This is a genomic window from bacterium (assembly GCA_026129405.1).
Lineage (GTDB): Bacteria > Desulfobacterota > Binatia > DP-6 > DP-6 > JAHCID01.
In genome coordinates this window covers 1-19,327 of sequence record JAHCID010000011.1, presented here as the reverse complement: position 1 = coordinate 19,327, position 19,327 = coordinate 1, and the positions used below count along the sequence as shown (strand labels likewise).

The 19,327-nt window shown below is 72.7% G+C and carries 16 protein-coding genes and 1 pseudogene; 8 read left to right on the top strand and 9 right to left on the bottom strand.

From position 1 onward, the window contains the following. Positions 1–25 precede the first annotated feature (25 nt). Positions 26–1,189 carry a lipid-transfer protein gene (locus KIT14_24535; protein ID MCW5893694.1) on the top strand — a complete coding sequence of 388 codons (1,164 nt, stop codon included), beginning with the start codon at positions 26–28 and terminating at the stop codon, positions 1,187–1,189. 1 nt (position 1,190) lies between these two features. After that, entirely contained in the window at positions 1,191–1,604 is a 414-nt protein-coding gene (locus tag KIT14_24530) for an OB-fold domain-containing protein (protein ID MCW5893693.1), read from the top strand. Between the two features lie 74 nt (positions 1,605–1,678). On the opposite strand, the gene KIT14_24525 is transcribed toward KIT14_24530, so the two are convergent. Together KIT14_24525 and KIT14_24520 are read right to left on the bottom strand one after the other, a co-directional pair. After that, positions 1,679–2,866, bottom strand: a complete 1,188-nt coding sequence (locus tag KIT14_24525) for an aminoacetone oxidase family FAD-binding enzyme (GenBank protein MCW5893692.1) — start codon at positions 2,864–2,866, stop codon at positions 1,679–1,681. Between the two features lie 47 nt (positions 2,867–2,913). Further along, entirely contained in the window at positions 2,914–3,099 is a 186-nt protein-coding gene (locus KIT14_24520; GenBank protein MCW5893691.1) for a hypothetical protein, read from the bottom strand. Here KIT14_24520 and KIT14_24515 point away from each other — a divergent pair. Beyond that, on the top strand, positions 3,098–4,783 hold the full coding sequence (locus KIT14_24515) for an amidohydrolase family protein (GenBank protein MCW5893690.1): 1,686 nt from the start codon (positions 3,098–3,100) through the stop codon (positions 4,781–4,783). The two genes, KIT14_24520 and KIT14_24515, sit on opposite strands and share 2 nt — an antisense overlap. A gap of 275 nt (positions 4,784–5,058) precedes the next feature. Here KIT14_24515 and KIT14_24510 read toward each other — a convergent pair whose 3' ends face one another. Genes KIT14_24510 through KIT14_24490 form a run of 5 tightly spaced genes read right to left on the bottom strand, consistent with a single transcriptional unit; the run spans position 5,059 to position 11,058 of the window. Further along, positions 5,059–6,987: an NAD(P)/FAD-dependent oxidoreductase gene (locus KIT14_24510; GenBank protein ID MCW5893689.1), complete on the bottom strand. Its 1,929-nt coding sequence runs from the start codon at positions 6,985–6,987 to the stop codon at positions 5,059–5,061. 51 nt (positions 6,988–7,038) lie between these two features. Next, on the bottom strand, positions 7,039–8,844 hold the full coding sequence (locus KIT14_24505; GenBank protein ID MCW5893688.1) for an alpha-L-fucosidase: 1,806 nt from the start codon (positions 8,842–8,844) through the stop codon (positions 7,039–7,041). A gap of 32 nt (positions 8,845–8,876) precedes the next feature. After that, the gene (locus KIT14_24500) at positions 8,877–9,632 is read right to left on the bottom strand and encodes a hypothetical protein (protein ID MCW5893687.1); all 756 of its coding nucleotides are present in this window, start codon (positions 9,630–9,632) and stop codon (positions 8,877–8,879) included. Next, the gene (locus KIT14_24495; GenBank protein ID MCW5893686.1) at positions 9,629–10,081 is read right to left on the bottom strand and encodes a nitroreductase family deazaflavin-dependent oxidoreductase; all 453 of its coding nucleotides are present in this window, start codon (positions 10,079–10,081) and stop codon (positions 9,629–9,631) included. The genes KIT14_24500 and KIT14_24495 overlap by 4 nt, the downstream gene beginning before the upstream one ends. Next, the gene (locus KIT14_24490) at positions 10,078–11,058 is read right to left on the bottom strand and encodes a quinone oxidoreductase (GenBank protein ID MCW5893685.1); all 981 of its coding nucleotides are present in this window, start codon (positions 11,056–11,058) and stop codon (positions 10,078–10,080) included. Before KIT14_24490 ends, KIT14_24495 begins: the two co-directional genes overlap by 4 nt. A gap of 80 nt (positions 11,059–11,138) precedes the next feature. Between KIT14_24490 and KIT14_24485 the strand changes: the two genes are divergently transcribed. The 4 genes and pseudogenes from KIT14_24485 (at position 11,139) to KIT14_24470 (ending at position 15,671) form a co-directional block, all read left to right on the top strand. Continuing rightward, the gene (locus tag KIT14_24485; GenBank protein MCW5893684.1) at positions 11,139–12,098 is read left to right on the top strand and encodes an alpha/beta hydrolase; all 960 of its coding nucleotides are present in this window, start codon (positions 11,139–11,141) and stop codon (positions 12,096–12,098) included. Between the two features lie 205 nt (positions 12,099–12,303). Further along, complete coding sequence (locus KIT14_24480) at positions 12,304–13,500, top strand: lipid-transfer protein (GenBank protein MCW5893683.1); 1,197 nt, start codon at positions 12,304–12,306, stop codon at positions 13,498–13,500. Positions 13,501–13,619: 119 nt separating this feature from the next. Beyond that, positions 13,620–14,470 (top strand): annotated as a pseudogene (locus tag KIT14_24475) (LLM class F420-dependent oxidoreductase). A 46-nt stretch (positions 14,471–14,516) separates the two neighbouring features. Continuing rightward, on the top strand, positions 14,517–15,671 hold the full coding sequence (locus KIT14_24470) for a GNAT family N-acetyltransferase (GenBank protein ID MCW5893682.1): 1,155 nt from the start codon (positions 14,517–14,519) through the stop codon (positions 15,669–15,671). Positions 15,672–16,364: 693 nt separating this feature from the next. Here KIT14_24470 and KIT14_24465 read toward each other — a convergent pair. Both KIT14_24465 and KIT14_24460 read right to left on the bottom strand, forming a co-directional pair. Beyond that, on the bottom strand, positions 16,365–16,778 hold the full coding sequence (locus tag KIT14_24465; GenBank protein ID MCW5893681.1) for a type II toxin-antitoxin system VapC family toxin: 414 nt from the start codon (positions 16,776–16,778) through the stop codon (positions 16,365–16,367). Next, positions 16,775–17,077, bottom strand: a complete 303-nt coding sequence (locus KIT14_24460; GenBank protein MCW5893680.1) for a type II toxin-antitoxin system Phd/YefM family antitoxin — start codon at positions 17,075–17,077, stop codon at positions 16,775–16,777. The genes KIT14_24465 and KIT14_24460 overlap by 4 nt, the downstream gene beginning before the upstream one ends. Positions 17,078–17,525: 448 nt before the next feature. Here KIT14_24460 and KIT14_24455 point away from each other — a divergent pair, with 448 nt between their 5' ends. Next, the gene (locus KIT14_24455; GenBank protein ID MCW5893679.1) at positions 17,526–19,259 is read left to right on the top strand and encodes a hypothetical protein; all 1,734 of its coding nucleotides are present in this window, start codon (positions 17,526–17,528) and stop codon (positions 19,257–19,259) included. Positions 19,260–19,327: the final 68 nt, after the last annotated feature.

The following is a 19,327-nucleotide window of genomic DNA, read 5'->3' as shown; positions in this document are numbered from 1 at the left end:
CACGTGCCCCTGCTACACGACCCGCGTGTCGCTCAAGGACAAGGCCGCGATCGTCGGCATCGGGCAGCTCCCCTTCTCGAAGAACATCGGCCGGCCCGAGGAGGTGACCGCGCTCGAGGCGGCGCGGCTGGCGCTCGACGACGCGGGCCTGCGGCCGCAGGACATCGACGGCACGAGCAAGTGGAGCATCCAGAACACCGCCGAGAACCTGATCGCGCGCAATCTCGGCGTCCCCAACCTGCGCTGGTTCGGCGAGGTCGGCTACGGCGGCGGCGGCGGGTGCGGCGTCGTCGCGCACGCGGCGGCGGCGATCGCGGCGGGGATGGCGCGCTGCGTCCTCGTCTACCGCTCGCGCAACCGCGGCTCCGGCGGCCGGCCGTGGGCCGGCACCTCGCGCGAGCGCGACCAGTCGCAGAGCGAGAGCAACGAGACCGCGATCTACGCGCCGTACGGCTTCGTGCGGCCGGTCGACCAGGTGGCGATGTTCACACGGCGCTTCCTCCACGAGCGCGGCTACTCGACGCGGCACCTCGGCTGGATCGCCGTCACCACGCGCAAGCACGCCATGCGCAACCCGATGGCGATGATGCGCGAGCCCATGACGCTCGAGAACCACGCCGCGTCGCGGGTGATCTCGGATCCGCTGCGGCTGTTCGACAACTGTCTCGAGACCGACGGCGCCGCCGCGGTGCTCGTCGCCGAGGCGTCGCTGGCGCGCGACTGCCGCCAGAAGCCGGCGTGGATCATGGCGGCGTCGCAGGGCATGGGGCCGCGCAACGTGACGATGAACAACTTCTTCAAGGACCCGATCCTCGAGTCGCCCGGCGCCCATGCCGCGCGCGATCTCTGGCGCATGGCGGGCGTGACGCCGCAGGACGTCGACGTGGCGCAGCTCTACGACGCCTTCACGCCGCTCGTGCTCGCGTCGCTCGAGGAGTACGGCTTCTGCAAGCCGGGCGAGGCGGGCGATTTCGTCGAGCACGACGGCCTCGGCGTCGGCGGCAACCTGCCGAACAACACCAGCGGCGGCAGCCTGTCGGAGGCCTACGTGCACGGCATCAACCTCATCATCGAGGCGGTGCGGCAGATCCGCGGCACGTCCTGCAACCAGGTGCCGGGCGCGCGGCTGTCCATGGCGACCAGCGGCAACATGGTGCCGACGGGTGCACTGCTCCTGCGGGGAGACTGAGATGAGCGAGCAGGCCGAGGCGTTCGTCCGCCGCACCGGCGGCGAGTGGTGGATGCCATACTGGGAGGCGGGGCGCCGGCGTGAGCTGCGCTTCCAGCGCTGCACCGACTGCGGCACGTGGCGCCATCCGCCCGGACCGATGTGTCCCTCGTGCCAGTCGTTCGGCGTCGAGTGGGCACGGGCGAGCGGCCGCGGCACGCTGCTCTCGTGGGTCGTCTGCCATCCGCCGCTGCTGGCGGTGTGGAAGGAGCGGGCGCCGTACGTGGTCGTGCTCGTGCAGTGCGAGGAGGGCGTGCGGACGATGGGCAACGTCCTCGACCTGGCCGCGGAGGACCTGCGCATGGACATGCCGCTGGTCGTCGACTTCGCGCCCTCGCCCGACGGCGACCTCGTGCCGCAGTGGCGGCGCGCCTGAGGCGCGTCGCGCATCCGCCTCGAGCCACGACGTCGACGCGAGCGGCGGCCCCGCTGGCCGCTCACCGGCGGGGATCAGGCGCTCGCGACGACGCCGGCCCCCGCGACGAAGCCGCTCGCCCACGCCCACTGGAAGTTGAAGCCGCCGATGCGGCCGTCGACGTCGCACACCTCGCCGCAGAGATGGAGCCCGGCGGCCACCCGCGAGGCCATCGTCTCGAGGCGCAGCTCGGCGAGCGGAACGCCGCCCGCGGTCGCTTCGGCGTGCGTGAAGCCGCGGTCGCCGGTGACGGGGAGCACGGTCGCCCCCACCGTGTCGGCCAGCGCTCGGCGGCCGGCGCGCGACAGCGTGCGACCCGCGGCGCTCGGCTCGACGCCCGCCGCGGCGCAGAGCGCGCGCGCGAGCCGCTCGGGCAGGTGGCGGGCGAGGAAGCGGCCGGGACTGGTGGCGCCGAGGTCGCGCAGCGCCGCGTCGATCGTCTCGGGACGCTCGCCCGGCAGCCAGGAGACGACGAGCCGCGCGTCGGGGACGTCGAGGTGCGCGTGCAGCCAGTGGCGGCTGACGTCGAGGACCGCCGGCCCCGAGACCCCGCGGTGCGTGCAAAGCGTCGACCCGGTGCACGCCGCGATGCGTTTTCCCGAAGGGTGCTCGACGGTGAGCGTCGCCGGTACGGTGACGCCGGCGAGCGCGGTGACGAAGTGCCCGGGCGCGATCACGAGCGGGACGAGGGCGGGCAGGACGCGCGGCGTGAGCCCGTGTCCGAGCCGCTGCGCCAGGACGTAGCCGTGTCCGTCCGATCCCGTGGTCGGGACGCTGCGCCCGCCGGATGCGAGCACGACGCGGCGGGCGCGGAAGCGGCCGGCGGGGCCGGCGAGGGCGAAGCCGTCGGGCGCCGGGTCGATCGTCTCGACGCGCCAGGGATGGCGCAGCTCGGCGCCGGCCGTGCGGGCCGCGCCGACGAGCGCGTCGAGCACCGTGCGGGCGCGGTCCGTCGTGGGGAAGAGCTTGCCCGTCTCCTCGCGCTTCAGCGTGACGCCCAGCTCGGCGAAGAACGCGACCGTCGTCGCCACGTCGAAGCGGCGCAGCACCTTGCGGATCGCGTTGGGCGAGCTGCCGGCGAAGTCGCGCTCGCCGACGACGTCGTGCGTGACGTTGCAGCGCCCGCCGCCGGCGATGAGGATCTTCGCGCCCAGCGTCCTGGCGCCGTCGAGCACCACGATGCGGCGGCCGGTGGTGCGGCGGCCGGCCGTGACCGCGGCCATGAGGCCGGCGGCGCCGCCGCCCACGACGGCGACGTCGACGAGGTCGCTCACGCGAGCGTGCCGGCGCCGGCCCGGAGCGGCCCGGCGTGCGGGTCCGGGCGTGGGCCGCTGGCGGGCGCGGCGGGACCGACGTGCATCCGGGCTCGATAGCGCGCGCGTCCGGCGGCGGCCAGCGCGCCGGTCGGCGCGCCGGTCTTGCCGCCGCCGGAGCGGGCGTGGGAGAGAGCGCGCATGAGGTTCGACCTCGTGATCCGCGGCGGCCGCGTCTACGACGGCACCGGCATGCCCGGCTGGGACGCCGACCTCGGCATCCGCGACGGCCGCATCGTCGCCATCGGCCGCGTCACGGGCACCGCCGGACGCACGCTCGACGCGCGCGGGCTCAGCGTCACGCCGGGCTTCATCGACGTGCACACGCACTACGACGTGCAGCTCGACTGGGACCCCCTCGCGACGCCGTCCTGCTGGCACGGCACGACCACGGTGCTGGCCGGCAACTGCGGCTTCGGGCTCGCGCCCGCGAAGCCCGCGGACGTCGACTGGCTCGCGGGCATGCTGAGCCGGGTCGAGGGCATGTCGCGTGCGGCGCTGCGCGCCGGCCTGCGCTTTCGCGGCGGCAGCTTCGGCGACTACTGGAAGCGCTTCGACGGCACGCTCGGGGTCAACGTCGGCAGCTACGTCGGCCATTCGGCCGTGCGCCGCTTCGTCATGGGCGACGCGGCGTCCGAGCGGCGCGCGACGCCGGCGGAGATCGCCGCCATGCAGGAGGTCGTGCGTGCGGCGATGCGCGAGGGAGCGATCGGGTTCTCGACCTCGCAGCTCGACATCCACGTCGGCGAGGACGGGCGCGAGGTGCCGTCGAACCACGCGGGGCCCGACGAGATCGTGGCGCTGTCGGCGGTGCTGGCGGAGTTCGGGCGCGGCGCGCTCGAGATCATCCCGCGCAGCATCGCCGCCGGCTACGACGCCGCCGACCGCGCGCTGATCCTGGACATGTACCGCGCCTCGGGCCGCCCGGTGGAGCTGAACCTGCTCCTGCCGACGCCGGACAACCCGATGTGCTGGGAGGCGACGCTCGGCTTCGTGCGCGAGGCGACGGCGCAGGGCGCGCGCCTGCACCCGCAGTTCGCGACCAACGAGCTGGGCCTGCACCTCCGCCTCGCCGACACCTTCGTCTTCGACGAGATGCCGGCCTGGCGCGCAGCGCTGACGCTGCCGCAGGCCGAGCGCCTGGCGGCGCTGCGCGATCCGCTGGTGCGGGCGCGCCTCGCCGCCGAGTTCGATGCCCCCGGCCGCGCCGCCGGCTTCACCTGGGACGTGCTCGAGGTCGAGGCGGTGGGCGATCCGGCGCACGCCGGCTGGGTGGGCCGCAGCGTCGTCGAGCTGGCCGCCGCGCGCGGCGTCACGTCGCTCGACGCCTTCCTCGACTGCTCGCTGGCGGAAGACCTCGGCGTGCAGTGGCAGACGCGGCTCGAGGACATGGCGAAGGCGTTCATCGCCCACGTCGTGCGCGCGGGCATCGCCGAGCCGTGCGTCATGGCGGGATCGAGCGACGGCGGCGCGCACCTGGCGTCGTTCGTCGGCGCCGACTACACGACGCGCCTGCTCACCGACTGGGTGCCCGACGCGCTCTCGTTCGAGCAGGCGATCTGGCGCCTGGCCGGCATGCCGGCGACCGTGCACGGGCTCGCCGGCCGCGGCTTCCTGCGCGAGGGCGCGTGGGCCGACGTCCTCCTCATCGACCGCAGCCGCCTGCGTGCCGGCCACGCGCGCCTCGCGCGTGATTTTCCCGCCGGCAGCGAGCGCTACGTCGTCGACGCCGAGGGCTACGCGGCGGTGATCGTCAACGGCGGGGTGGTGCTGGAGAACGGTACGCCGACCGGCGCGCTGCCGGGCCACGTGCTGCGCGGGGCGTAGGCGCGGCCGGCGGCCGCCGCCGGCGTGACGCCTCGTCGCGCGGGCCTGGGAGAGCGCCGCGCCGACGGTTCGCCGCGGTGGCGATCGCCGGCAGGATCGGAAGCCGCCGGCGCTGGTGTCCCGAGTCCGAAGTTCGTCACCAAATCTCGGGCGGTCTCACACCGCCCGGCTGCGTTGCGCCTCCTCACCATGGCGACGGCCATGCCTCGTCGTCGCGCCTCGCCGGGCGGCGCGATCCCACCCGATCTTTGGCAACGAACTTCGGGCTCGGGACACTAGCGCAGCTCGTAGTCCGCGAGGTCGGGCGCCTGGGTCCAGCGCCAGTAGTCGACGAGGCGCCACGGCGACGTCGTGACGATCTTGCCGGCGGCGTTCTTGTACCAGCTGCCGGCGCCGGGGTGGGACCAGACCAGCTCCGCGTGGCGGGCGTCGAAGCGCGCCGCGTAGGCCTCGTGCACGGCCCGGCGCGGCTCCATCGTCGCGTGGCCGCTCCGCAGGAGCGCGGCGAGGCAGCCCATCACGTAGCGGACCTGGCACTCGGAGTGGAAGATGATGCTGCCCGCGTGCGCCAGGTTCGTGCCCGGGCCGTAGAGGCAGAAGAGGTTCGGGAAGTCGGGGACGGTGATGCCGAGGTAGGCGCGCGGCTCGTCGCCCCAGCGCGCGTGCAGCGAGGCGCCGTCGCGGCCCGTCACCGCCATCGGCCAGAGGAAGCGCGTCGCGTGGAAGCCGGTCGCGAAGACGATGGCGTCGACCTCGTGGAGCGTGCCGTCGCCGGTGCGGACGCCGGCGGGAGCGATCTCGGCGATGGCGTCGGTGACGAGGTCGACGTGCGGCTGCGTGAGGGCGCCGAGCCAGCTGCCGTCGTCCTGGAGCATGCGCTTCACGAACGGCGGGTAGGTCGGCGTCACCTTGGCGAGCAGCGCCGGGTCGTCGCCGACCTGGGCGGCCAGGTACTGCGTGAACATGGCGCGCATCGCGTCGTTGGTCGCGTTGACCGCGCGCGCCGGGTGCTCCCACGTCGGATCGACGACGAGCGACGGCATGAGGCCGTCCGAGCCGGGCCAGAACAGGAGGAAGCGGTACCAGCGCGCATAGTACGGCACGTGGCGCAGCAGCCACTTCTTCGCCGGCCCGACGCGCGCATGGTAGCGCGGGTTCGGCACCATCCACGGCGCGGAGCGCTGGAAGACGACGACGCGGCTCGCGACCGGGGCGAGCTCCGGGACGAGCTGGAACGCGCTGGCGCCGGTGCCGACGACGGCGATGCGCTTGGCGGTGGGGTCGAAGTCGCGCGGCCAGCGCGCCGAGTGGAAGGCGGGGCCGAGAAACCCGTCCCGTCCCGGGAGGTCGGGCAGCTTCGGGCGATTCAGCTGGCCGACGGCGCTCACGACCGCGTCGGCCGCGAGCGCCTCCGTCCGGCCGTCGGGCGTGCGCAGGACGACGCGCCAGCGGCTCGTCGCGTCGTCGAAGGTCGCGGAGATCACCTCCGTGCCGAAGCGGATGTGCGCGCGGACGCGGAAGTCGGTGGCGACGCGCTCGAAGTAGTCGCGCAGCTCGTCGCGGCGGGAGAAGAACTCCGACCAGTCGTGGTTCGGCGCGAAGGAGTAGCTGTAGAAGTGGTTGGCGACGTCGACCCGGCAGCCGGGATAGGCGTTCTCGAGCCACGTCCCGCCGACGCCCGCGTTTTTCTCGATGACCACGTAGGGGAGGCCCGCCTCCTCGAGCTTGATCGCGGCGAGCAGCCCCGACATGCCGGCGCCGACGACGACCACGCGCAACGCCTGCCGGCGCGCCGCCGGCACGGCGTCCCAGGCGACGTCGCGCGCGTCGCGGCCGTCGAGCGCCATCTCCTCGCGCATCATCGGGACGTACTCGGCCGGCACCTCCTCGCCGACCATGAAGCTCATCATCCGCCGGATCGTGTCGGCGGACGGGGGCGGCGGCAGCGTGCAGCCGCGGTCGCGGTAGGCCCGCAGCGCGTCCAGCGCCGTCGCCCGTACGACAGCCTTGTCCGCGCGCGAGAGGCCGCCGTCGACCGCGCCCATGGTGGCCGTCCCGGGACGGATCGGTCCGTCCAGCAGCGCGGCGTCGCCGGTCAGGTGGACGAGCGACATCATGAGCGTCGGCACGCTCGCGTGCGACAGCGCCTCGGCGAGGAAGGCGTCGTCCTCGGTGATGGGCGCGTCGGCGGGCGGGCGGGGCATCGACGCTTCCGGCGCTAGCGGAGCCGATCGCGCGTCGTCAAGCCGCGCGGCTCAAGGCGCCGCGAGCGCGAGCACCGGATTGGCGCGCCCGGCGAGCGTCGCGGGGACGGTGATGCGCAGGACGCCGCCGTCGAGCGTCCAGTCGAGCGGGGCGTCGTCGCCGAGGAGCCGCACGCGGCCGGGTGCGCCGTCGGCGAGCGGGAAGGCGACCGTGCCGGCGGGCAGCGGGCCGAGCAGGATCGCGTAGCGCGTGGTCCCGTCCGCGCCGAGCGTGAAGCGTACGGGCGTGCCGTCCGCGGTCGTGGCCTCCGGCGTGGTCGCCGGGCGCGAGGCGAAGATCGCCGCGCCGTTGGTGCCGAGCCAGGCGCCGATCGCACGCAGCCGGTCGACCTGCGCCGCCGGGATGGTGCCGTCGGCCATCGGGCCGACGTTCAGCAGGAGGTTGCCGTTCCTGCTGACGACGTCGGCGAGGAGGTGGATCAGCGCGTCGGCGCTGTCGAGGGTGGCGTCGGATTCGTTGCGGTTGTAGCCGAAGCCGCGGCCCATGCCGCGCACGGTCTCGAACGTCCGCGGCGAGACGTCGGCGACGACGCTGAACTCCGGCGTCGAGTAGTCGTGATGGGTGAGGCCGGGGAGGATCGAGAAGCGGTCGTTCACGAGCCCGTCGGGCTGGCCGTTGTAGTAGTCGGCGAACAGCCGGAGCGCGGCGTCCTCGCTCGGGTAGGTGATGTCGTTCCAGAGGACCGAGGGGCGATAGCGCGCGATCAGCTCGCGCCACTGGCCGTCGGCGAAGGCGGTGTACTCGGGCGTCGTCGGCGCGACCACGGCGCCGTCGAGCGAGGTCACGATCGGCCCCGCCTTCACCGACCAGTCGAGGCCACCCGAGAAATAGAGCCCCATGCGCATGCAGCGGCGGCGGACGGCGCCGTCGAGCTCGCCGACGTAGTCGCGCGTCGTGTGCCAGCCGGTGCGGGTGGGGTGGGGCACCGCGGTCGGCCACAGGGAGTAGCCGTCGTGGTGCTTGGTCACGAAGACGACGTAGCGCGCGCCGGCCTCGCGGAAGAGATCGGCCCACGCCTCGCCCGACCACGGGGCGGCGGCCGCGTCGAACTGCGGCCGGAAGGCCTCGTACGGGTAGTCGGCGCCGTAGGTGGCCGCGTGGTGCTGCTGCGCCGGCGAGCCGTCGATCAGGATCGAGTTCCAGTACCACTCCGTGTACGGGATGTTGGTGAAGAACGGGGCGCCGAAGTCGGGCGGCTCGATCAGCTTGCCGCAGCAGAGCCACTCGTGCGGATCGATCGTCAGCGGCGCCCACGCCGGGATCGTGAAGATGCCCCAGTGGATCATGATCCCGAGCTTGGCGTCGCGGAACCAGCGCGGGATCTCGTGGCTGGCGAGCGACTCGCGCGTGGGCAGGTACGGGGTCGGCGGCGCCGCGGCGTCGAGGATGCCGTCGCCGCAGTCCGCGCGCGTCGCGGTGACGGCGCGCCGGTGGCGGCGGGCGCGGACCTTGCCGGCGAGGCGCGTGCAGCCGTCGACGATGCGCGCACGCAGCCGCACGGGCCCGGTGAACCCCGGGCAGGCGTTCCAGCGCGCCCGCACCGTGGTCACGCCCTTGCGGCTGGTGCGCGCGCGGACGGGGGCCGCGAGCGGGCAGCTGTCGCCGACGCCGGCGAGGGCGCCGACCTCGATCGTGTCGCTGGTGACGCCGGTGGCGCCGAGCGGGGCGCCGTCGACGGCGTACTGCGCCGGCGGACAGGGCGCGGGCTTCGGCCGCTTCTTGGCCGCCGCAGCCGCGGCGGGGAGCGCGAGCAGCAGCAGCGCGACGAGCAGGACGGGCCGGACCGGGAGTCGCATGCGGACGGCGTACGCGCTCGCGGCGCGCGGGGTCAACCGCCGACGCTGAATGCGACGGCGACATCGTCCAGCTCGGCGTGGAGGGCGGGGAACGGCAGCGTGTGGTCGCCCACCGTGGGGACGACGTGCCGCTCGAGCGCGATCGGGATGCCGTCGACGTCGCGGTGGCGTCGCCAGAGATGCGCGCCGCGGGCCCAGCGGCCGACGACCTCGGCATGGTAGTCGTGTCGGACGAGCAGACCGTCTGCGGCGAACCAGAACGTCTGCCGGCGGCTGTGCGTCGGCACGTCGGGCGGGAACGCGACCTGGAGGACGTCGTGCCCACCGGCGCGCCGCCGGACGAGGAGCCGAGCGGCGGCGAGCGTGAACGGCAGCGTGTGATAGTGCCAGAGCGCGTAGCCGAAGAAGTAGAGGGCATCGAGCGGCGTCCAGCGCCAATGCCGGGCGGCGTCGGTGCGCGGCGTCGGCGTGGTCGCGACCAGCGCGGATCCGGCGCGGGCGCGGATGGCGACGCCGCCGTCTGCGAAGACGCCGTCGTGCGCGTCGTCGGGATACCGCGCGAACGAGGCGCGTCGCGCGTGCGGGGCGACCTCGACGGCGCGCGGTACCGGGAAGGTCCGCCCGGCGCCCTTCAGCCACGGGATGGCGCCGCGCAGCACGGCGACCCCGAGGCGGACGTGCTCCAGCGCGCGCCAGCGCGTCCAGCCGCCGTGGCGCTCGCAGGCGCGGTCGAGGACGCTGCGGGCGTCGGCGGTCCAGCTCGGATGCGCGGGCGGCGCGTCGCTCACGCGCGCGGCTCGATGCGGAAGACGGGGTATCGCGGCGCCGCGGCACGCAGCGCCGCGTCGCTCGCGTCGGGTCCGAGACCCGGGAAGAACTCCTTCACCTCGAAGAGCCACCGTGCGAGGTAGGCGCGCAGGATCGGCGGCTTGTCGGCGTCGTCGAGCTCGAGTGCCCGGATCGGCTCGGATCGCCGGCCGAGGCGCAGCTCGGCCTCGCCGCCGGCGCGCAGGTTGCGCACCCAGTGGGTCACGCCGCGCGGCGCGACCAGGTAGCGGGCGCCGTCGTGCGACAGCGGATTCACCGGGACGACCTGCCAGGCGCCGGGGCGGCGGCCGCGCACGGCGAGGTTCCGCGAGCCGTAGAGGCTCAGCCCGAGCCCTCCGAGCGCCCGCACGAGACGGTTGAACCAGGCGGCGACGCCGGTCGGCGGCCGGTAGGCGGCGGGGGACGTCATCGCGGCACCGGCATCAGCAGCACCTTGCCCGTGGTGCGTCGGCCCTCGAGGGCGCGATGTGCCTCGGCGGCCTGCGCGAGCGGGAAGCGGTCGCCGATGCGCACCTGGAGCCCGCCGGCGGCGATTGCGTCCAGCACCGCGCCGGCGCGCTCCTCGAGCTCCGCGCGTGTCGCCGTGTAGTGGGCGAGCGAGGGGCGCGTGACGAAGAGCGAGCCGCCCTCGGAGAGGCGGCGCAGCTCGAACGGCGGCACGGGGCCGCTCGACTGGCCATAGAGGACGAGCAGGCCGCGCGGGCGCAGCGACAGGAGGCTACCGTCGAACGTGGTCTTGCCGACGGCGTCGTACACCACGTCGACGCCGGTGCCGCCCGTGAACCGGTGCGCGGCGGTGGTGAACGGGTCGTGGGTGTAGACGACGACGTCGTCGGCGCCGGCCTCGCGTACGAGCGCCGCCTTCTCCTCCGTCGAGCAGGTCGCGAGGACGCGTGCGCCCGCCGCCTTCAGCATCTGCACCAGGAGGAGCCCGACGCCGCCGGCAGCCGCATGCACGAGCGCCGTGTCGCCGTGGCGCGTCGTGCGCGTGCCGTGCACGAGGTAGTGCGCCGTCATGCCCTGGAGCATCGCCGCGGCCGCGATCTCGTCGGACACGCCGTCCGGGACGCGCACGAGCAGGTCGGGCACGGCGAGCACGACGTCGGCGTACGAGCCCGGCACCGAGGCCCACGCGACGCGCTCGCCGGCGCGCAGCGATTCGACGCCGTCGCCGACGGCCTCGACCACGCCCGCGCCCTCGAGACCCGACACGAACGGTACGGGCCGCGGGTACAGGCCGGTGCGGAAGTAGACGTCGATGAAGTTGACGCCCGCCGCGGCGACGCGCACGCGCACCTGCCCGGGCCCGGGGACCCCGGGGTCCCGATCCTCGACGCGGAGCACCTCGGGGCCTCCGGTTGCGTGCACGACGACGGCGCGTCCCATGCGTGGTCTCTTAGGCGGCGCGGGGGGCCGAGGCGAGACCCGCGTTGCGTGGCGTCGCACGCGCGTGCCAAACCCGGCCGATGGCCGCCTTCACGAACCGCGTCGTCTCCACCAACGGCATCCGCATGGCGGTGCGCGACGAGGGCCGCGGCCCGGCCGTCGTGCTCTGCCACGGCTTCCCCGAGCTGGCGTACTCGTGGCGCTTCCAGGTGCCCGCGCTGGTCGAGGCCGGCTACCGCGTCCTCGTCCCCGAGCAGCGCGGCTACGGCGACACCGACCGGCCCGACGACGTCGGCACGTACGACATCCACCATCTCACCGGCGACCTCGCCGGGCTGCTCGACGCGTGCGGCATCGAGCGCGCCGTCTTCGTCGGCCACGACTGGGGCGGGCTCGTCACCTGGCAGATGCCGCTGCTGCATCCGGCGCGGACGGCGGGGGTCGTCGGCGTCAACACGCCGTACCTGCCGCGCGGGCCGATGCCGCCGGTGCAGATGATCCGCGCCGTCTTCGGCGACAATCACTACATCGTGCACTTCCAGCAGCCGGGCGTCGCCGACGCAGGGCTCGCGAAGGACGTGCGCCGCGTCTTCACGCAGCTCATGCGGCGCGGCGTGCCGCTCGCCGACGTCGAGGCCGCGATGGTCGCGCGCGGCGGCATGCCGAACATGGTCGAGATGGTCGAGGAGGAGCGGCACCTGGGCGAGCCGTTGCTCTCCGAGGCGGCGCTCCAGCCGTATGTCGAGACCTTCGCGCGCACGGGCTTCACCGGCGGCCTCAACTGGTACCGCAACATGGACCGCAACTGGGAGACGACGCCGCAGCTCGACGGCGCCCGCATCGGCGTGCCGTCGCTGATGATCATGGCGGAGTGGGACGCGGCGCTGCGGCCCGAGCTGGCCGCGCCGATGCGCGGGCTCGTCGACGACCTCGAGATGCACCAGATCCCCCGCTGCGGGCACTGGACGCAGCAGGAGTATCCGGACGAGCTGAACCGGCTCCTGGTCGACTGGCTGCGGCGGAGGTTCCCGCTCGCGTGAGCGCGTCGTGGGGGGTCGCGCGCGTGGTCGCGCGGCTCCCGGGGGCCGGCGGCGTTCGCGGGCGCCGCTCCGGGTGCGCATGCGCCGGCCCGAGCCGAGGTCGCGGCGTCGCTTGCCCGATCGGCGCCGCGGCGCGCGGTTGCAAAAGGGGCGCGGGGCGGGCGAGAGTGCCCCGGTTCATTACCCCCTGGCGGAAGGAGACAGCATGGGCCGTAAGGTTTTCGTAGTGGGCGTCGGCATGACGAAGTTCGAGAAGCCGGGCTCCAAGGCATGGGACTACCCGGACATGGCGAAGGAGGCCGGCGAGAAGGCGCTCGCGGACGCCGGCATCCCGTACAGCGCCGTCGAGCAGGCGTGCGTCGGCTACTGCTACGGTGACTCGACCTGCGGCCAGCGCGCCGTCTACACGCTCGGCCTCACCGGCATCCCGATCTACAACGTCAACAACAACTGCTCGACGGGCTCGACGGCGCTCTTCATGGCGCGCCAGTTCGTGCAGGGTGGCCTCGCCGACTGCGTCCTCGCCCTCGGCTTCGAGAAGATGGAGAAGGGCTCGCTCGGCGTGAAGTTCACCGACCGCACGAACCCGATGGACAAGCAGTTCGAGGTGATGGTCGGGCTGCGCGGCTTCGCGCAGGCGCCGCCGGCGCCGCAGTTCTTCGGCAACGCCGGCCGCGAGCACATGGACCGCTACGGCACGACGCGCGAGCAGTTCGCCAAGATCGGCCACAAGAACCACAAGCACTCGGTGAACAATCCGTACTCGCAGTTCCAGGACGAGTACTCCCTCGAGGACATCCTGAGCGCCCCGATGGTGTACGACCCGCTGACCAAGCTGCAGTGCTGTCCCACGTCCGACGGCGCCGGCGCCGCGATCCTTGCCAGCGAGGACTTCGTCAAGAAGCACAACCTCGAGGACAAGGCCGTGGAGATCGCCGGCATGGCGATGGCGACCGACCTGCCGAGCACGTTCGACGAGAAGAGCTGCATCAAGCTCATCGGCTTCGACATGACGAAGAAGGCCGCGCAGTCGGTCTACGAGCAGTCGGGCCTCGGGCCGGAGAACGTCGACGTCATCGAGCTGCACGACTGCTTCTCGGCCAACGAGATGGTGACCTACGAGGGCCTCGGCCTCTGCCCCGAGGGCAAGGCGGGCTCGCTCATCGACTCGGGCGCCGTCACCTACGGCGGAAAGTGGGTCGTGAACCCGTCGGGCGGCCTCATCTCCAAGGGCCACCCGCTCGGCGCCACCGGCCTCGCGCAGTGCGCGGAGCTCAACTGGCAGATCCGCGGCCTCGCCGAGAAGCGGCAGGTGCCGGGCGCGAAGGTCGCGCTGCAGCACAACCTCGGTCTCGGCGGCGCTGCCGTGGTCACGCTGTACCGCAAGGCCGACATCCGCTGAGCGCGCGGGCGGCGATGGCCGCCCCGCACGGTTCGACGGCCCCGGACGGCACCGCCGTCCGGGGCCGTCGCGTTTCGGCGCGCCTTGACGATGCGTGGGGCGCGGCATAGCCGAATCGCATGCAGCTCGGCGTCACGATGTTTCCGACGCAGTACGCGATCCGTCCCGACGAGCTCGCACGCGAGGCCGAGGCGCGTGGCTTCGAGTCGATCTGGTTTCCCGAGCACACGCATATCCCGGTGTCACGCCGCAGCCCGTGGCCGAGCGGACCGGTGCTGCCGAAGGAGTACTCGCACACCTACGATCCCTTCGTGGCGCTGGGGATGGCGGCGGCGGTGACGACGACGATCAAGCTCGGCACCGGCATCTGTCTCCTCGTCGAGCGCGATCCGATCACCACCGCGAAGGAGGTCGCATCGCTCGACGTGCTCTCGGGCGGCCGCGTGATCTTCGGTGTCGGCGGCGCTGGAACGCGGAGGAGATGGAGCATCACGGCACGCCGTTCCGGCAGCGGTGGGCCGTCCTGCGCGAGCGCGTCGCGGCGATGAAGGCGATCTGGAGCGAAAACGAGGCGCACTTCGCCGGGAAGCACGTCGAGTTCGAGCCGATCTGGGTCTGGCCGAAGCCGGTGCAGCGGCCGCACCCGCCGATCGTGCTCGGCGGGCACGGGCCGAAGGCGATCGCGCGCGTCGCCGACTACTGCGACGGATGGCTGCCGATCGGCATGCGCGCCGGCGACCTGCGGGCCGGCATCGCCGAACTGCATCGCGTGGCCCGCGAGAAGGGGCGCAACCCGGCGTCGCTGTCGGTGAGCGTTTACGGCGGTCGCAGCGACGCCGACACGCTGCGTGCGCTGCGGGACGCGGGCGTCACGCGGGGCATCTTCGCGCTGCCGTCCGAGGGCGCCGACACGGTGCTGCCGAAGCTCGATCGCTGGGCCGGGGTCGTGCGCCAGGTCGCCGAGTGGTGAGCGGCCGGCCGCACGACACGGGCCGTCGCGGGGAGCGTTCGGGCGCGTGAAGGTCCGAGTCCTCGACGGCATGCGGGGCGTCGGACGCGAGGCGTGGAACGCGCTCGTGGGCGACGACGGCTCGCCGTTCCTCGAGTGGGACTGGCTCGCGACGCTCGAGGACGCGGGCACGGTCGGCGCCGAGACGGGCTGGCTGCCGCAGCACCTGACGCTCTGGGAGGGAGAGCGGCTCATCGGCGCGTGCCCGCTCTACGTGAAGGGGCACAGCATGGGCGAGTTCGTTTTCGACCAGAGCTGGGCGGCGGCGGCCCATCGCGCGGGGCTGCGCTGGTATCCGAAGCTGCTCGTCGCGGTGCCGTTCACGCCGGTCGCCGGTGCACGCTTTCTCGCGGCGCCGGCGGATCACGACCGTGTCACCGTCGCGCTCGGCAGCGTTCTCGAGGAGCTGTGCGGAGCGCAGGAGTTCTCGTCGGCCCACGTGAACTTCTGTCGGCCCGAGGATGCAGACGCGCTCGAGGCGCGCGGCTGGCTGCGGCGCAGCGGCTACCAGTACCAGTGGTGGAACGACGGCCATCGCACCTTCGACGACTATCTCGCGGGCCTGCGCAGCAAGCGCCGCAACCAGGCGCGCCGGGAGCGCCGCGAGCTCGACGCCCAGCGGGTCGTCATTGCCGCGGCGGTCGGCGCGGCGATTCCGGACGGCCTCGCGGGCACCATGTACCGCCTCTACCGCACCACGGTGGACACCAACGCCTGGGGCCAGCGGTATCTGAACCCCCGCTTCTTCGAACTCGTGCTGGAGCGGTTCCGCGAGCGCGTGTGCCTGATCCTCGCCCGGCAGGAGGGCGAGATCGTCGCGGGCACCTTCAACGTCCAGAAGGGGCCGGCCCTCTACGGCCGCTACTGGGGCGCGTTCCGGCCCCTGCGCCACCTCCACTTCAACGTCTGCTACTACGCCGCCGTCGAGCACTGCATCGCGCACGGGCTCGGGCGCTTCGAGCCGGGAGCGGGCGGCGAGTTCAAGCACCTGCGCGGCTTCGATGCTCGCGTGACGACGAGCATGCACTGGGTCGCCGAGCCGCGTCTCCGCCGCGCCATCGCCGACTACCTCGCCCGCGAGCGCGCCGCCGTGGACGCCGAGGTGGCCTGGCTGGACAGCAACACCGCACGAAGGCGGGATGGTGGCGACGAGGAACCGTAGTGCGCGGCGGCGCCGGCGGGAACGGCGGACGCGGGTCGCTGCGCGCTTTCTGTGGACCCTCCTGCGCGCGCGTCTTCAGCTGCGGGCGTATGCGAACATCCGGTGCCGGTAATCGCCGCCGTCTCGCTGGCGAAGTATGAGACCAGGCGATCGCCGGTCTCGCGCCGATAGATGGCCCATCGCACTACCGGCACACCGAGCTCGAGGAAGGCCGCCTCGCGCTCGCCGAGATGCACCAGCAGCCACTCGGCGGCGCGGTCACGCTCCTCCCGGGCGACGAGCTTCGCGTGAAAAGTGCTTGATGCGGAGCCGCACGTGGTCGCCTTCCTGCTCGACGGACGGCGAGCAGCTCGTAGAAGAGGACAGCGTCGTTCTTCACCCGGGCGATGGGAAGGACAACCTGGGACGTCGGCGGAGCGCGGCCTTGTCGGACGTTGCCGGCCCGGCCTTGCGGCCTCTCCTCTTCCTCTCGGCTTGCCCGGACGACGAGCGTCAGTGCCCCGACGAGCATGTCCCCTCGACGACCTGCGCGACGATCGTCTTCGGCACCACCGAACCAGCAGACCTCGGGCGCGCGGCCGGCGACGGGAAGCTTCGCGCCTCGGAGCACGGCGGTGTAGTCGAGGTTGCGCCGTTGACGCGTGCATCAGCGCGACGGGCGAGTGGAGCAGGTCGAGGAGGCCACTCAGCCGCTCACACCAAGCCGGACACCTCGGCCAGACGGCCATCGGTCGTCAACATCTCGAGCCCCTCTATCCTGCGTCGCGCGACGACGAAGGTCGCCAGATGGAGCGCGTCCAGCGCACGGAGCGGCCTGGAGGGGGCCAGAGTTCGGGCGAGATCGCAGACCTCGCGCGTGAGCTCCCAGACGTCACACCGAGCCCATACCTCCTCGATACCCCGCTCGGCGTCGGCCAGTCGCGCCTCGGCGAGTGCACCGAGACTCCGCACCCGATGCATGACCCGTGCCGATTCGACGAGCGCGAGCCGCGAGGTGACGAGGGCCGGCGCCGCGAGCAGGCGCGCTTCGACCTCGGGAGACGTGCCGGTCTCGAGCCAGGCGCGCAGGACCGCGGACGTATCGAGGTAGATCGGCGCCGTGCTCACGCCCGATCGCCTCGCACCTCGTCCAGAAGGGTGGTCGCCGTTCCGGACGGGAGCCCCAATCCCTTGCACCGCATCGTCCACCCCTTCTTGGAGAGCGAGGCCCGGGTGAGCTGTCCGGTCTCGGCGAGCGCGTCGAGCACCTCGCCGAGCTCGTCGGCGCGGGGCAGACTCCGCCGTGGGGGCCGCAGCTCGGCAACGACCTCCGTACGCTCGGTGACCAGGATGGTCTCGCCGCTCTTCACGAGTCGCAGGTACTCCGACAACCGTGCCTTCAGCTGTTTGACGCCGATGGCTTTCATGCGGGCGCAGGGTAGTCTCTGGTGGTCACCTCGTCAAACGAGCCCGCGACCTCGGCCCCGCCGCCGTTCCGCCCCACAACCGCCGGGCGCCGTCACCCTCCGTCGTCGTGCGCGCCTGCGCTGCCTCTTCGCACCGCGAATCGGCGCCTCGGGCCGATGAGCATACCTGGCCTCGGCGGCGCGTCGACCGAAATGGCCCGAGCGGGCGTGATTCTCATTGAAATTGATTATCAATATCTGATACCGCCGCTGTCATGCGCTGCTGCCCCGCCCACTTCTCGACGAGCTGCCCGCTCATGACCCGGGTCGATTCCATCAGGGGCATTGACGGCCTGGACCGACCACGGGGAACGATGCGCCACCGCGCGCGGGAGCGACGGCTTCGCGAGACAAACGAGGGGAGCGAGTCGTCATGTCTATGAGCAAGGGGCTGGCAGGGGTTGCGGTCTTGCTGCTGTCATCCACGATCGCGTCGGCGCACGTGCTCGACGCCAAAGGAGACAAGGTCCTCTTCAAGCTACGCGCCGACGTCGCCAAGCAGGTGACGGGGTACACGCTCTGTCTCATGAAGGCCGCCAGCAAGTGCGAGACGCAGGGCGTGCTGTCGAGTCCCGAATGCGACCTGTCGACGGGCGCCGTCGCCTACGAGCCGACGCCCGGCACCCAGACTGTCAAGTTCCAGGCGGCCATCGCCAAGTGCGACGCCAAGCAGGACCTCGACAAGAAGGGCACCGACTACGCCGGCATCGGCTGTCCGGGGGACTGCGATGCCGCCCCTGGCGTGCAGCAGTGCGGCACGCTCGCCGCCTACGAGGCAGCCCTCGAGGTCGCCGACGGCGTGAAGGGACAGATCGGCATGCTCGCCGTGCTCGTGGACGGTGGGTGCGCGAGTACGGGCGCGCCCGATGGCAAGGCGCGCATCGCCTGCGTCAGGACCGGCATCAAGCAGCTCAGCAAGTACTTCGGGGTCGTCTCCAAGTGTGCGCAGAAGTGTGAGCTGGACTTGACCGGGAAGAAGGGCGGCGGCGCCACGACCAATGCCGGCGTATGCCTCGTCGGCGACGAGGACGTCCATCCCTCCGTCACCGAGTGCGAGGCCAAGGCCGCGCTCAAGCTGACACAGCCTGCCGCCTCCATCACGCCGGCGGTGACCGCGATCCTGAACGCCACCACCGACGCCCTCTTCAACGGCGAGGACCCGACCGATCCCGACAGTCCCGCCGGCACCCTCTCGCCGTGCGGCACCTGCGGCGACGGCATCCGTGAGGGAACCGAGCGCTGCGACGGGAGCGATCTCGGCCTCTGCGACGTCTGCAATCCGGACTGTAGCTGCGGTGTGGCAGTGTGCGGAAACGGTGTCATCGAGGGCGACGAGGCGTGTGACGGCGCCGCCTTGGGCGAGTGTGATGCGTGCGCCGGTGACTGCACCTGCACGGAGCCGGTGTGCGGGAACGGAATCCTCGAGAGTGGAGAGGCGTGTGACGGCGAGGCGCTGGGCGAGTGCGGCGCGTGCGCCTCGGATTGCTCGTGCGTCATCGATCCGATCTTGGACGGTCCCGCGGGAACCTTCTGCTCGACGGCGATCGACCCGTCGACTGCGAACTACCAGCCCCTGTGCGTCCCGACCGCCGGCAGTGGTCGTCACTTCCGCATGGAGGGCATCTACATGGGGTTGAGCGACAACGGGTTCGTCTATCTCGCCCTGGGATTCCCCTCGGGATTGGAATCGACGGCAACCAACCCGGCGACCCCGACGGCGGGCGACGGTCGCTTCATCTTCACCGCCGGCAAGAGCGTGAGCTGCAACTTCTCCTGGAACTACTTCCGCTACAGCGCCATCACCTCGCCGGCGGCGAACCCCTGCTCGGTGCCTGCAATCTTCGACGGATTCAGGGATGCGTCGGACGTCCCGCCGCCTGCGCACCCTGGTCCAGGGACCGTGTGCCTCGACGTTACGGACGACAACCCGCCGCGAGTGACGTTCTGGGCGACGGGCGCCAACGGCGCCAACTGCAAGGACAAGGCGAGTCTCACGGCGGCAACCGCTCTGTACTCGAAGGACGACTGGGCGAGCGCCGACGATCAGCCGATCCATGACGCCACGCACTACGCCAAGATAAGCAACATCGCGCTGGCGACGATGACCTCGGTCTCCGTGTCGTCGAACACGGTCCTGCCGTAGCTTGCAGGCGGGTCGCGCGGGACGGCGGGGGGGGGGGGCCCCCCCCCCCCCCCCGGGGGGGGCCCCGC